Source organism: Paenibacillus nicotianae (assembly GCF_042681745.1).
Classification (GTDB): domain Bacteria; phylum Bacillota; class Bacilli; order Paenibacillales; family Paenibacillaceae; genus Saccharibacillus; species Saccharibacillus nicotianae.
In genome coordinates, this window is record NZ_JBHUGF010000010.1 from 2025730 (window position 1) to 2041327 (window position 15598).

Annotated in this window: 12 protein-coding genes; all 12 read right to left on the reverse strand. The window is 40.8% G+C overall.

Features of this window, described 5'->3' with window-relative positions:
* Positions 1-3 precede the first annotated feature (3 nt).
* Positions 4-2112: a polyribonucleotide nucleotidyltransferase gene (gene pnp, locus ACFSGI_RS12925; RefSeq protein ID WP_204824530.1), complete on the reverse strand. Its 2109-nt coding sequence runs from the start codon at positions 2110-2112 to the stop codon at positions 4-6.
* A gap of 225 nt (positions 2113-2337) precedes the next feature.
* The gene (gene rpsO / locus ACFSGI_RS12930; protein WP_204824531.1) at positions 2338-2607 is read right to left on the reverse strand and encodes a 30S ribosomal protein S15; all 270 of its coding nucleotides are present in this window, start codon (positions 2605-2607) and stop codon (positions 2338-2340) included.
* 158 nt (positions 2608-2765) lie between these two features.
* On the reverse strand, positions 2766-3722 hold the full coding sequence (locus ACFSGI_RS12935) for a bifunctional riboflavin kinase/FAD synthetase (protein ID WP_204824532.1): 957 nt from the start codon (positions 3720-3722) through the stop codon (positions 2766-2768).
* 33 nt (positions 3723-3755) lie between these two features.
* Positions 3756-4694 carry a tRNA pseudouridine(55) synthase TruB gene (truB, locus tag ACFSGI_RS12940; protein WP_204824533.1) on the reverse strand — a complete coding sequence of 313 codons (939 nt, stop codon included), beginning with the start codon at positions 4692-4694 and terminating at the stop codon, positions 3756-3758.
* Complete coding sequence (locus ACFSGI_RS12945; protein ID WP_204824534.1) at positions 4691-5668, reverse strand: DHH family phosphoesterase; 978 nt, start codon at positions 5666-5668, stop codon at positions 4691-4693. The genes truB and ACFSGI_RS12945 overlap by 4 nt, the downstream gene beginning before the upstream one ends.
* A gap of 57 nt (positions 5669-5725) precedes the next feature.
* A complete protein-coding gene (gene rbfA, locus ACFSGI_RS12950; protein WP_204824535.1) occupies positions 5726-6082 on the reverse strand; it encodes a 30S ribosome-binding factor RbfA in 357 nt (118 codons plus the stop codon).
* 17 nt (positions 6083-6099) lie between these two features.
* Positions 6100-8628, reverse strand: coding sequence for a translation initiation factor IF-2 (gene infB / locus ACFSGI_RS12955; RefSeq protein WP_204824536.1), 2529 nt, complete (start codon positions 8626-8628; stop codon positions 6100-6102).
* Positions 8603-8944: a L7Ae/L30e/S12e/Gadd45 family ribosomal protein gene (locus ACFSGI_RS12960; RefSeq protein WP_204824537.1), complete on the reverse strand. Its 342-nt coding sequence runs from the start codon at positions 8942-8944 to the stop codon at positions 8603-8605. The genes infB and ACFSGI_RS12960 overlap by 26 nt, the downstream gene beginning before the upstream one ends.
* Entirely contained in the window at positions 8937-9245 is a 309-nt protein-coding gene (gene rnpM, locus ACFSGI_RS12965; protein WP_204825018.1) for an RNase P modulator RnpM, read from the reverse strand. The genes ACFSGI_RS12960 and rnpM overlap by 8 nt, the downstream gene beginning before the upstream one ends.
* A gap of 119 nt (positions 9246-9364) precedes the next feature.
* Entirely contained in the window at positions 9365-10462 is a 1098-nt protein-coding gene (nusA, locus tag ACFSGI_RS12970; protein WP_204824538.1) for a transcription termination factor NusA, read from the reverse strand.
* Positions 10463-10496: 34 nt separating this feature from the next.
* On the reverse strand, positions 10497-10958 hold the full coding sequence (gene rimP, locus ACFSGI_RS12975) for a ribosome maturation factor RimP (protein WP_204824539.1): 462 nt from the start codon (positions 10956-10958) through the stop codon (positions 10497-10499).
* 309 nt (positions 10959-11267) lie between these two features.
* Positions 11268-15587 (reverse strand): PolC-type DNA polymerase III, encoded by a 4320-nt coding sequence (locus tag ACFSGI_RS12980; protein ID WP_204824540.1) that lies wholly within the window; start codon positions 15585-15587, stop codon positions 11268-11270.
* Between the last annotated feature and the right edge of the window lie 11 nt (positions 15588-15598).

Here is a 15598-nt window from a genome sequence, read left to right on the forward strand (position 1 = left end):
ATCTTACGATTGTGTTTTAGCTGTTCCTTCAGCAACAAGTACAGCTTTACGAGAAAGATTAACGCGACCTTGATTATCAATTTCTGTTACTTTAACAGTAATCGAATCACCGATAGCAATCACATCTTCTACATTAGCTACACGCTCTGTAGAAAGTTGAGAAATATGAACCAGTCCATCTTTACCTGGAATAATTTCTACAAATGCACCGAATTTCTCAATGCGTTTTACTTTACCAAGATACGTTTCGCCAACTTTCACTTCACGTACCAAGTTTTCGATCATCGTTTGAGCTTGTTTGATCATTGCTTCATCAGAAGAACCGATAAACACGCGACCATCTTGCTCGATATCAATTTTTACGCCAGTTTCATCAATAATTTTGTTGATGATTTTACCACCCGGTCCAATAACGTCGCGGATTTTGTCTGGATTGATATTGATAATCATAATTTTTGGAGCATACGCAGAAAGACTTGTTCTTGGCGTTTGAATGATTTCCATCATTTTGCTAAGAATAAACAAACGTCCTTCACGTGCTTGTGATAATGCATCAGATAAAATTTGACGGCTAATTCCATCAATTTTGATATCCATTTGAATAGCAGTTACGCCTTCAGCCGTACCAGCCACTTTAAAGTCCATATCTCCCAAATGATCTTCCATACCTTGAATATCACTTAGAATCGATACGTGCTCTTGATCTTTGATTAGACCCATTGCAATACCTGCTACAGGCGCTTTGATCGGTACACCAGCATCCATCATCGCAAGTGTACTTGCACAAATACTAGCCTGTGATGTAGAACCATTGGATTCCAATACTTCAGATACTAGACGAATCGTATATGGGAATTCTTTTTCAGAAGGAATGACTTTCATCAATGCACGCTCACCTAGCGCACCATGACCGATTTCACGACGACCTGGTGGACGAAGTGGACGAGCTTCCCCTACGCTAAATGGAGGGAAGTTGTAATGATGCATAAAGCGTTTAGATGATTCTGGTGCGATACCATCCAAGATTTGTCCGTCTCCAAGAGCACCCAGTGTACAAATACTCAATGCTTGAGTCTGTCCACGTGTAAATAATCCAGATCCGTGTGTTCTTGGTAACAAGTCTACATCACATTCGATGGCACGAATTTCAGCCAAACTACGACCATCTGGACGTACTTTTTCATGAGTGATAAGACGACGTACTTCTTCTTTTACGATATCATGCAAAATTTCTTTTACATCTTTCATGAGGTCAGGAGTCTCTATGTACTTCTCCTCAAAAAAGGCTACAGCTTCATCGTTAATTTCATCAATAGCATCTTGACGAGCTTGTTTTTCAGCTACACGTACAGCTTCAACCAAACGAGTCTGAGCATATTCACGTACCGCTGTATTCACATCGCTGTCTACCGTATGAAGTTTAACTTCCATTTTCGGTTTGCCTGCTTTGCTTACTAGCTCTTCAATAGCGGCTACGATATGTTGAATTTCATCATGACCAAACATGATTGCTTCTAACATAACGTCTTCCGGCATTTCGTTCGCTTCTGCTTCAACCATCATGATTGCTTCTCTTGTTCCTGCAACCACAAGATAAAGGTCACTCACTTCTTGTTGAGCTACTGTTGGGTTCACAATAAACTGACCATCGATACGTCCAACTGCTACGCTACCTACAGGGCCATTAAAAGGAACATCAGAAATACTCAATGCTGCTGAAGTACCGATCATTGCCGCAATTTGAGGCTCGCAATCTTGCTCTACACTCATTACAAGGTTTGCAATTTGAACATCATTACGGAAACCTTCAGGGAATAACGGACGAATAGGACGGTCTGTCAAACGGCTTGCCAAGATTGCTTTCTCACTTGGACGACCTTCACGTTTGATAAATCCGCCTGGAATTTTACCTACTGCATATAATTTTTCTTCGTAGTTTACGGTAAGTGGGAAAAAGTCTAAGTCTTTAGGACCTGATGATGCCGTTACTGTACATAAAACTGCTGTATCACCGTAACGTACCATAACTGCTGCATTCGCTTGTTTTGCTAAACGACCTGTTTCAAATGTCAGCGTTCTTCCTCCGAGCTGCATTTCAACTCGCTGTTCCATGAAATTCCTCCTTTTTTAAGTCCATTATTTGTATTCTATAAAAAGGTGATGATTCCCTGCTTCAAGGAAATCTCACCGCTAGACTCTATGTTACTATTATCATTTCAATAAGTATAAAAATAGTCAAATTACCTCTACTTACAAAAAGCAACCCGGCCGTCACCGTCGGCTCCGAAAAGACCATACGGCTGAACAACCAGGCTGCTTTGGACATACTGTTTAATTTTAGCGACGAAGACCTAACTTCTCGATCAATGCACTATAACGTTTAACGTCAGTCTTTTTGATGTAAGCCAAAAGCTTACGACGTTGACCAACCATTTTCAACAATCCGCGACGGGAATGATGATCCTTCTTGTGAGCGCGAAAATGCGTTTGCAAGTTCACGATGTTCTCAGTAAGGATAGCGACTTGCACCTCAACAGATCCTGTATCGGATTCGTGAGTTTTGTGCTCTTCGATCAATTGTTGCTTACGTTCTTGTGTTAATGCCATCCTGTTCACCTCCTAATAGTGTAATTCATGATAACCGTTAGCCTCGTTACCGACGGTGAGATCGTATAACCAAGCCAAGGTTTTGAAGACTGTCATTTAATTAGAATGACAACGTTGATTAGTATAGCACAAACCAATATTAAATATCAACGGTATTCTTATGATTCATGTTCAAAATTAGATAATAATAAACGTGCACGATCTGCGTCTTTGCGAATTTGAGTGACTAATTCTTCAATTCCGCTAAATTTTTGCTCGGGACGAATATAATCAATCAATTCTACTGCTAATTGCTGACCATACAAATCACCTTGAAAATCAAGAATATGCGCTTCAAAGCTCGGTCTTGTCTCGCCTGTCTGGAAAGTAGGTTTGTACCCGATATTCATTACACCTGCACGCCATGCTCCTTCAGCAAGAACACGTACAGCGTATACACCAGAAGAAGGTACAACATAGTTTCCATCCAGCTCTAGATTAGCAGTAGGGAAACCTATCGTCCGTCCACGCTTATCGCCATCAATGACTTTTCCGCGAATCTGATAAGGTCGCCCTAAAAGTTTGTATGCATGAGCAACATTGCCTTCTCGCAATGCACTACGAATAGCTGAACTGCTTACTTTGTCTCCCTCTAATAAAAAGGCAGGAACTGTTTCTACAGATAATACATTTTCGCCAAATGTACGCAGTAGATCAGGATTCCCTTCCCCTTTATAACCAAAGTGGAAATCAAAACCAACCACTACTGTATGCACTTGTAACGGGCATAACATTTGTTCATAAAATTGCAACGGAGTTACCTGTGAAAAAGCATGATTGAATTCAGCAATATACAACGTATCTACACCCATTGCACGCAATAATTCTTCTTTCATTGCGAGTGGTGTAAGATAGCCTTCATAATCGCCTTTTCCCATCACTTCTTTAGGATGAGGATTGAAAGTCATCACTGAAGCAGGAACACCCAGTCGTCTAGCTAGACGAATACCATGGTCAATTACACTTGCATGTCCAAGATGCAATCCATCAAACTGTCCAATCACAAGTACTTGTGGTTTGGAGGCATGCTCCACTACATCTTCAGGCCATGGATAAGATAAATGTACTGTATTCATTACGATATCACCTGCAATTCCACAATGGATTCGTTACGGTAAAAATACTTTAACAGGTACAATTTCTTGTTTGGATTGTTCCAGACGGAAAATACCGATGAAAATTCCATCTGGTGCATACAATTTAAATACAGGTGACTCTGTTGTTATATCAGCTAGTCGTTGTGATTCATCATGTGGCTGAATCGCATCGATGCTAATACGTTTACCCTGTAGTGTATGCTTATATACCGAAGCGTCTACTGTATAAGAAGGTAGATTAGACATAGCTTGATCTGGTTGGATCAAATGTTGTTCTAATACGCCTTGTTCTACAGCTTCTGCAATTTGTTCAAAAGTGACACATTGATCAAGTGAAATACCTGCCGATTGTGTACGGATCAATTCAACCATCACCGAAGGTACATTCAGAGCACGCCCGATATCTACACAAAGCGTACGAATATAAGTTCCTTTGGAACATAATGCTCGAAAAGAAACTTCAGGATGAGCTCCTGCTTTGAAATCAATAATTTCCAATTCATAGATCGTGACTTCTCGTGCTTTGCGTTCAATCGTTTTGCCTTCTCGTGCTAATTCATATAGACGTTTACCATCTACTTTGATTGCGGAGTACATCGGTGGTACTTGAGAGATCGTTCCAATCATTTGTCCGAGTACATGACGTACTTGCTCTTCCGAAACATCTACAGATTCAATCTGCTCTGTAATCGTCCCAGTCATATCTTCGGTATCGGTAGCTATTCCTAATCGAAGTGTAGCCACATATTCTTTGGGCATTTCTTGTAAATATTCCACAATTCGCGTTGAACGGCCCAGACATAATGGTAATACACCTGTTACTGCTGGATCAAGTGTACCTGTATGTCCTATTCTTTTCATGCTCACAAGACGCCGAACTTTGGCTACCACATCGTGCGACGTGAAGCCTGCCGGTTTATGTACCGCAAGCACTCCATCAAATTCATTCATAATGACTCCTTCACCTGCTGGATCACCTGTGCTGTAACTTCTGCCAGAGTACCTTCCAAACGGCAACCTGCAGCTTTGATATGACCTCCACCGCCAAAATGTTGAGCAACGGCTGCCACATTCACTTTACCTGCAGAACGGAGACTTGCTTTGACAGCAGTATCATCAATCACTTTGAAAAAGATGCCAACTTCGACTCCTTGAATATTACGAGGATAGTTAACAATACCTTCTAAGTCTTCATTATCGGCTCCAGCTATCATCATATGTTCAGGTGTAACATGGACATGAGCAATTTTGCCATCTTCACTTACTTGTAATGTGGATAATGCCATTCCCAATACTTTTACTTGCGGTAAAGTCACTTCTTCTAGCAACGTTTCTGCCAAATCAGGTCCATTTACCCCTAGATCAAGTAATCGTGAAGCTATCTCCATTACTTTAGGAGAAGTGCTAGAATAACGGAATCCACCTGTATCTGTTAACAGACCCGTATAAATAGCTTCGGCTACTTCTGTCGTCCATTTCACATCAAAACATTCAATCCAGTCGTATAAAATTTCAGCAGTTGCGGCTGCATCTGCTTTGATTAGATTAACTTCGCCATAATTATCATTTGTTGGGTGATGATCGATATTTAAAATCGATGCTGTATCACTCATCCAATCACTCACTAAACCAACACGTTTGAAATCTGCACAATCTACACAAATAATATGTTGATATTGACGTTTACTACCTTCAGCCTGTTGATCAATAATCTCATCAGACAATGTTAGATAGTGCATTCTTTTGGGAATCGGTCCTTCATTCACCAGAGTGAATTTTTTGCCTAGACAAGACAGAAGCCAGCCCACTGCTACAGTGGAACTGACTGCGTCTCCGTCCGGCTGAACATGCGAAACCACTAGAAAATCATCGTGCTCCTCAATAAATGCTTTCGCATTCAGAAGCCCCTGTTCATAGGTCTGCATCGCCGTCTCCTTTAAAGATCAAGCTATATGACTTGATCCTTGTAAAAGTGTTTATCGTTATTCGTTCGTTTCTTCTTTTTTAATCTCACCCAAAAGTTCTTCGATACGACTGCCATAAGCAATCGACTCGTCAGTTTTGAAAATCAACTCAGGAGTGTGACGCAAACGGATTCGTTTGCCCAATTCAGAACGAAGGAATCCTGTTGCTTTTTCGATACCTTTTAAAGAATTTGCTTTTTGCTCTTCATCACCCATCACACTAAGGTATACCTCAGCTTGTGATAGATCATTAGTGACATCTACACCTGTTACCGTTACAAAACCGATACGCGGGTCTTTCATTTCACTTTGAATAAGCAAGCTTAATTCTTTTTTGATTTGTTCTCCGACTCTACCTGTTCGGATTTTAGCCATGTTTTTTCACCTCGCACTTAGCGCTCTACGGTTTCCATTATGAATGCTTCGATAATGTCGCCTTCTTTGAGGTCATTGTAGCCATCTAATGTAATACCACATTCATACCCTTGAGCCACTTCTTTAGCATCGTCTTTGAAGCGTTTAAGTGAATCGAGTTTACCTTCAAAGATAACAATACCATCGCGGATCAAACGGCTTTCAGCAGCGCGGACCATTTTACCGGAAGTAACCATACAACCTGCAATAGCTCCAACTTTACTGATTTTGAATACGCTACGTACTTCAGCGTGACCAACAACAACTTCTTTATATTCTGGATCAAGCATGCCTTTCATAGCTTGCTCAATTTCTTCAATAGCATTATAGATAACACGATGTAGACGGATATCTACTTTTTCTTGTTCTGCTGTTTGTGTTGCTTGGCTATCAGGACGAACGTTAAAACCAATAACGATCGCATTTGAAGCAGCAGCAAGGATAATATCGGAATCGTTAATCGCACCTACACCGCGGTGGATAATTTTGACGCGAACGCCTTCGACTTCGATTTTTTCCAATGAACCTTTAAGAGCTTCAACCGAACCTTGAACGTCACCTTTGATAATAACGTTAAGATCTTTGATTTCACCATCTTTGATATGTTGGAAAAGATCATCCAAAGTTACACGAGTGTTAGCACCCAATTCAGACTGACGGTGTGTAATCGCACGTTTGTCAGCGATTGAACGAGCTTTACGCTCATCTTCAAACACCATGAACGGATCTCCAGCTAAAGGAACTTCTGTCAGACCTGTAATTTCTACTGGTGTAGAAGGCCCTGCTTCTTTGAGACGACGACCTTTATCACTTACCATTGCACGAATACGTCCGAAGCAGTTACCTGCTACGAAAGCATCCCCAACTTTAAGCGTACCGTTTTGAACAAGGACACGAACTACTGGACCGCGACCTTTATCTAGTTCAGCTTCAATAACTGCACCACGAGCACGTTTGTCAGGGTTTGCTTTGTAATCATTAACTTCAGCAACCAACAAGATCATTTCAAGCAAGTCTTCAATACCATTACGTTGTTTTGCAGATACATTTACAAAGATTGTATCTCCGCCCCACTCTTCCGGTACCAATTCATACTCTGTTAATTCTTGTTTTACTTTGTCAGGATTAGCGCCTGGTTTATCGATTTTGTTTACAGCAACAATAATAGGAAGACCCGCTGCTTTCGCATGGTTAATCGCTTCTACTGTCTGTGGCATAACGCCATCATCTGCTGCAACTACGATAATTGTAATATCTGTTACTTGTGCACCACGAGCACGCATAGCTGTAAACGCTTCGTGACCCGGTGTATCCAAGAAAGTGATTTTCTTTTTGTTGATTTCAACTTGATATGCACCGATATGCTGAGTGATACCACCAGCTTCGCCACCCGTTACGTTTGTAGAACGAATCGCATCAAGCAATGTTGTTTTACCATGATCGACGTGACCCATGATTGTTACAACTGGAGGACGTGTGCTCAAATCAGCTTCATCATCGACTTCTTCAACTGTTTCAAAACGATCATCTTCAACCGCAATTTTGATTTCGACTTCTACACCATAGTCACCTGCAAGCAACTGGATAGTATCTAAATCAAGCTCTTGGTTGATCGTAGCCATTACGCCACTTGTGATCAACTTTTTGATAACTTCTGAAGCATCTTTGTGAAGTAATTTAGCTGTTTCACCAACAGTCATTTCACCGCGAACGATGATTTTCTTAGGTGTATTATCAATTTTCTCGCGAGGAGGTTGGTTGCTATATTGATTTTTACCGCGACCTTTACCACCGCGACCGTTATTGTTACGGTTACCGTTGTTGCTTCCATAACGGTTACCACCGCCGCCACCGGAGCGATTGCCTCCGCCTTGACCGCCACCAGTACTGTTGTTGCGTTTAGGGCCAGCATTACCATTTCCAGCACCGCCACTAGCATTACGGTTACCATTGCTGCCAGTACTGCTGTTACCGCCTGTAGAACCAGCACTTCTTACTTGACCAGAAGGTTGACGGTTCTGCGAACTGGATTGAGATGGTGGACGAGAAGCGCTGCTTGATTGACGGCTACTTTGTCCTGATGTTGAAGATGTTCTAGCACTGCTGTTGTTACTTCCCGTACTTGGACGGTTACTTGATTGACTAGACGACGAGTTACTACGGTTACTGTTAGAGGAACCGTTTTGGGGTTTGTTATTCCCACTATTTGAGTTGTTCTGCGTTTTCGTATCCATACCTACCTGCTTTTCCTGTTGAATTTTTGGACGAGTACTATCCGCACTCGTGTTTTTAGTTGTTGCATTGACATGCTTATCCGCAGCATTGGATTTGATATCTTTGAAAAACTTTTCCACTTTGGATACAGCATCATTTTCCATAACACTCATATGATTATTGACCGGTACATCCAGTCTTTTTAAGATCGTAATGATTTCCTTACTACTCATATTGAGAGATTTCGCATATTCATAAACTCTCAGTTTATCCTTCTGCTCCTGTGTGCTCAATATATTCCACCTCCGAGGAATTCCCCATTCGTTTGCGGAATAACTCTGCGAAACCCTTGTCGGTTAGAGCCAACACGACTCGCCCATCTTTACCTATGCTTGAGCCGAGTTGATCACGATCATACCCGATAAGAAGCGGAATAGTATAACTTCCGCATTTATCACGGAATTTTTTTTGTGTATTATCTGAAGCATCTCCAGCTAATACGACAAGGGTGGCTTCGCGAGAACGAATCGCTTTGAGAACCAATTCGTCTCCCGATAACACTTTGCCGGCTCGCATCGCAAGCCCGAGTAGGGATAGTTCGTTATTCATTAGCGCCTCTTTCCTGTACTGTGCAAAAATCGTTTTCTACGTTGCTAAATTCATTGGCAAGTTGCTCATATATTTCCGCACTAACAGGCGCTTTGAGTGCACGATCAAACGCACGACTCTTTTGCGCCAAACGAAAACAGGCTATGTTGCCACAAATATACGCACCACGTCCCGATTTTTTACCGGTCAAATCCATTTCTACCTGATCGTCTGGCGTACGTACTATACGCACTAGACTTTTTTTGGGCATCATCTGCTGGCAAGCTACACATTTGCGCAGCGGTACTTTTTTGGTTTTTATCATAATCCCATGTCCCCCTTTGAACTCCCCATATTGTTATCATAACATCAACATCCAAAGCGGCACCTGTCCCCTGCCATTTTGAGGGAAAGTCCTTTCAGGCATACAAATGAAAATGTTTAGTCAACCGATATTGAATCTTGATGCATTTCTTCGCCAGCTTCTTTAGGACGACCGTACTCTTCTTCTGCTTGCGTCTCGCTCTTAATATCAATTTTCCATCCTGTTAATTTGGCAGCAAGACGAGCATTTTGCCCTTTGATACCAATTGCTAGAGATAGTTGATAATCAGGAACGATCACACGTGCCATTTTCTCATCTTCAAATACTTGAACTTCAAGCACTTTGGATGGACTTAGAGCATTAGCCACATACTCTTCAACACTTTCAGAATAGCGAACGATATCGATTTTTTCACCGCGAAGTTCACCAACGATCATCTGTACACGTATACCACGAGGACCTACACATGAACCAACAGGATCTACTTCTTCATTGCGTGAGAACACAGCAATTTTAGAACGGAAGCCTGCTTCACGTGCTACTGAACGAATCTCAACTACGCCATCAAAAATCTCAGGCACTTCAAGTTCAAACAAACGTTTTAGTAGACCTGGATGTGTGCGTGACAAAATGATTTGAGGACCTTTAGTTGTATTTTCAACTTTAGTGATATAAGCCTTGATACGTTCATTCATCGTGAATTTCTCGTTAGGCATCAATTCAGTTAAAGGAAGTACAGCTTCGATTTTGCCAAGATCTACATAGATATTACGTGCATCTTGACGTTGAACGATACCTGTTACAATATCTTCTTCTTTGTCGATAAATGCATTGTAGATCAGACCGCGCTCTGCTTCACGAATACGTTGAGTTACTACTTGTTTCGCTGTTTGTGCAGCAATACGTCCAAAATCACGTGGAGTGACTTCGATCTCAGCTACATCATCCAATTGAAAATTCGGGTTAATGTCACGTGCAGATACGACAGAAATCTCTGTACGTACATCCATGACTTCTTCCACTACATTTTTACGTGCAAATACTTTGATAACTCCTGTATTGCGGTTCATATCAACACGTACATTTTGTGCCGCATTAAAATTACGCTTGTAACTGGAAATTAGGGCTGCCTCGATCGCTTCAAACAGGATGTCTTTGCTGATCCCTCTGTCTCTTTCCAATTCATTCATTGCTTCAATAAACTCCATACTCATGTGCTTCAAGTTCCCCCTTTCAAAAAACTACCGTTTAAAAAATGATTGCCAGTCTTGCGCTGGCTACTTTTTCATATGGAATAGTGTGCGTTTTTTTGCCCGCTTCGATCAGCAATTCTTCATTCTCGAATGAAAGCAATCGTCCTTCAAATTCCTTCTGTCCGTCTAAAGGTGCATAAGTCGTTACAAAAACATCTTTGCCAACTGCTTTTGCAACATCTTCACTCTTTTTAAGTGGACGCTCTGCACCTGGAGAAGATACTTCTAGAAAATAAGCTCCAGAGATCGGATCATTACCATCCAATTGTTCACTTAGATATTCGCTAACCCGACTGCAATCTTCGATATCAATACCGCCGTCCTTATCCACGAACACTCGCAAAAACCAGTTGTTACCCTCTTTTACATATTCCACATCGACCAACTCGAAGCCATGCTCACTCAAAAATGGCTGTACCATTTCTTCTACGGTCGTTTTAATCTTCGGTGTGCTCAAACAATTCAACCCTCCATCACCTTAAAATCCTATATGCAAAACATGTTGTTGAACAAATTCATTATTGCCGCTTTTTGTAGAAAATCGAACCAATTTAAGTCTCTCGGTTCGATCGTCTGCGTCATTATTTCCTGTAAATGTATTCAACAACCTTATACCAAAGAGTAAAGAGTGGGTTTCCCCACTCTTCACAAAACGGTTTTATCTTCCTTATCACCTTAAAATTATATCATAATTCCAAAGGAGTGACAAGTAAATAACCTTGACTACACCGCGCTAGCGCTTGATGTAAGCTTATCACAAACTTTCTTAAAACAGCGATAACTGATTGCTTTCTGGCAAGCCGCGGAAGCAACCCATTTGCGTCATCAATTCTACAATCGTTTTACTTGCTTTGGACTTCTGTTGGAAATCTTCTATCGATAAATATTCTCCATGTTGACGTGAAGCTGCAATATTACGTGCTGCATTATCACCAATACCCGGTACTGCGGAAAATGGAGGAATCAAGCTATCTTCATCCACTGTAAATGTTGTGGCTTCCGAGCGATACAGATCAACCGGTTGAAATTTGAATCCACGAGCTGTCATTTCGAGTGCCATTTCTAACATCGGAATCATATTTTTTTCTTTGGTTGGTGCTTGGAATCCCATTTGCTCTATCTCTACAATTTTGCGATAGATGGCTTCGTATCCTTGACAACATAGATCAGGATCAAAGTCTTCAATCCGCACTGTAAAGTAGGTCGCATAATATTGGATCGGGTGGTACAGTTTGAAGTAAGCTGTCCGCACTGCTGAAATAACATAAGCAGCCGCATGGGCTTTCGGGAACATGTATTGGATTTTGAGGCAAGAATCAATATACCACTGCGGTACTTTGCATTTCTTCATCTCGTCGATCCACTCTTGCGATAACCCTTTACCTTTACGTACACTCTCTGTAATTTTAAAAGCAAGACTGGCATCCATACCTGCTTTGTAAATTAAGAACAACATAATATCATCACGACAACCAATAACAGTTTTGATATTACATGTATTATTTTTGATCAAATCTTGTGCGTTGCCTAGCCATACCCCTGTTCCATGAGACAGACCAGAGATCTGCAACAAATCGGCAAAGGAAGATGGCAAAGATTCTATCAACATCTGACGTACAAATTTAGTACCCATCTCAGGCACACCATACGTCGCTACAGGGCTACGCAATTGTTCCGCTGTAATTCCTAGTGCTTCTGTCGAGTTGAACATACTCATTACTTTAGGATCATTCATTGGAATCTTAGTCGGATCAACACCTGTCAAATCCTGCAACATCCGCATCATTGTCGGATCATCATGTCCCAGTATATCAAGCTTGAGCAAATTCGCTTCAAATGCATGATAATCAAAATGAGTGGTTTTCCATTCTGCTGTTACATCATCTGCTGGAAATTGAACCGGTGTAATATCTTCTACATCCATATAATCCGGTACAACAACGATACCGCCGGGATGCTGTCCTGTACTCCGCTTAACTCCTGTACATCCAGAAGCCAGACGACTGAGTTCTGCATTGCGCCATTTCTTTTGATGTAACTCTTCGTATTTTTTGGCAAATCCAAAAGCTGTTTTTTCGGCTACTGTACCAATCGTACCTGCGCGGAATACATTTTTTTCGCCGAATAATTCTTTGGTATAATTATGAGCTTTCGGCTGATAATCTCCTGAGAAGTTCAAATCGATATCGGGAACTTTATCCCCTTTAAATCCCAAGAACGTTTCAAACGGAATATCTTGACCTTCCCCTTTAAGCTTACCATTACAATCAGGGCAGTCTTTATCAGGCAAATCAAATCCACTTGGAATACTACCATCTAAAAACCATTCGCTATGTCTGCACTCTGGATTAGTACAGATATAATGAGCAGGCAAAGGATTTACTTCAGAGATCCCTAGAAATGTTGCTACAACTGAAGAACCTACAGAACCCCTTGAACCTACTAGATAACCATCTTGATTCGATTTTTTAACCAGTTTTTCTGAAATCAAATAGTTGGCAGAAAATCCGAACTTGATAATCGGTTCTAGTTCTTTTTCAAGACGTTTTACTACTACATCTGGTAGCTCTTCACCATAGATCGACTTCGCTGTATCATAACAAGTATTCCGAATTTCTTCGTCTGCTCCTTCTAAAATCGGTGTAAATAATTTATCAGGGAACAGTTCAAATGCTTCAAAACGTTCTGCTAATGCTTGCGTATTGGTGATAACAACTTCTTTTGCTTTGCTTTCGCCCATAAAGCTAAATTCTTCTAGCATTTCATTGGTAGTACGCAAATGAGCATCCGGTTTACGCTGATCTTTAAGCGGGCTAAAGCCTGTAATCCCGTTAATCGTAATATCGCGGAACAATTTTTGTCTTGGTTCTAAATAATGCACATTTCCTGTAGCTATTACAGGCTTTTCTAATTTAGCTCCAATATCATAAATTTTATTGACTGCAATCTCTAGCTCACGAGGACTTGCAACCAATCCTTTATCTACAAGATGCATATACATCGTTAACGGTTGGATTTCTAATACATCATAAAATTGAGCAATTTCCTCTGCTTCTTCAACAGATTTATTCAGAACCGCTTCAAAAAACTCTCCTTTTTCACAACCTGATAGTACAATTAACCCTTCTCTATATTCGGTCAATACTGACTTAGGAATACGAGCTACCCGTTTGAAATACTGAGTATGTGATAAAGTGACTAATTTGAATAGATTCTTTTTACCGATCTCATTCAATGCATAGATTCCACAGTGGAAAGGACGTACATTGGATAGATCCTGTCCTACAAATTCATTTAAACGATCCAAACGAGTTAAGCGGCGCTCTTTATCAGCATCACTCAATAAGCCGAACAAGATACCTCCAAGCGCTATAGTATCATCGATCGCACGGTGATGACTTTCTAGCGAAACTTTATATTTGGCTGTTAATGTATTCAGACGGTGATTTTTCAATGTTGGATAAAGTAAACGTGCTAGTTCAAGTGTATCTAACACCGGATTTTCCATTTCTGGTAAATCGTGATTTTTTAGAGTGGCTTGAATAAATCCTATATCAAAACGCGCGTTATGTGCGACTAGAATACCATCACCAGCAAACTCTACAAATTCACGAATCACTTGATCAATCTCTGGCGCTCCGCGAACCATTTCATCTGTAATATTGGTTAACTGTTGAATATTATAAGGAATACGTTCGTGTGGATCAACAAAGGTAGCATAACGATCCAGCTCTTTGCCATCTACCATTTTGATTGCTGCAATTTCTATAATTTTGTTCTGTGTTACAGATAAACCTGTGGTCTCTATATCAAAAACGATATACGTAGCTGTTTTCAAATCAATCGGTTGAGGATTGAGTACAATCGCTACGGCATCATTCACTACATTCGCTTCAAGTCCATACATGATTTTGATACCATGCTTTTTGGCAGCTTTATACGCTTCAGGATAACATTGCACCCCGCCATGATCAGTAACAGCAATCGCTGAATGTCCCCATGCTGCCGCTGTTTTCACATATTGATCGATCGGTGTAATGCCGTCCATCGAACTCATCGTTGTATGCAAATGGAATTCAACCCGTTTTTCATCTGCATCATCTTTACGTCCAGCCGGAGCTTTCACTTCACTCAGATCAGATGGAATCATCACAAGTTCTGGAATCGTCATAAAGCGATCATATTCTACTCTACCGCGAGCTTTCACCCATTTACCATTAGCCAGTAGATTCATAATTTTGAGATCTTCTTTATTTTTAGCGAACATCTTCATTTGCAACGAGTCACTAAAATCAGTTAAGAAATACGTAAATAATGTACTGCCGTTACGAAGCTCTTTGCTTTCGAGTCCGAAAATCGTTCCTTGAATCGTAATTTTCTTTTCTTCATCTTGAATATCTTGTAACGGTGTAGGCTGTTCTTTTATTTCATAACCGACTTGCAAACGAACAGGTTCTCCATCTGCGTCGGTATCTTCTTCAAACTCAGATTCCATACTGGTCATCAACTTCTCGATTTCTTCCAGTTCTTCTTTACGACGCTGTACATGGAATTCTTCTACTGCTTCTGTTGTATTTTCACCGACTTGAAGCTTGATCCGTAAAGTCAGATTAAAATAATCCTGATAAAAACGAATAATTGCTTGATCGATTTGTTTCTTTTTGGCAAGTTCCAATGACATATTATCGCTCATTGTCACTGTAACGGTATGATCATCTACCATATATTTAGCACGTGTCATCCAACCATTGACAGAAGGAATTTCGCGTTGTACCCATTCCAAAAACATATTCCAATATTCTTCTACAATCTGTACTACATCTACAGCTTCATCATATTGAAAAAGAAAACGAATTTTCGCGATATGCCCCATTTTCTCTTGAATATGCAAACAAAATGCACGATAAGTGGGCGCGGCTACTAATGTTTCTTTCGCAATGACGATTTTCCACTCTTTATTGCTACGACTAATCTCTACACGATCAATCATTCCATCTGCAAAATGAGGCTCCATTAATCCAGCAGGTACTTGTGCCTGATTCATTAACAGTTCAAAACGTGTTCTTTTCTCTCCACTAACGCTCATAAGATCCCCCT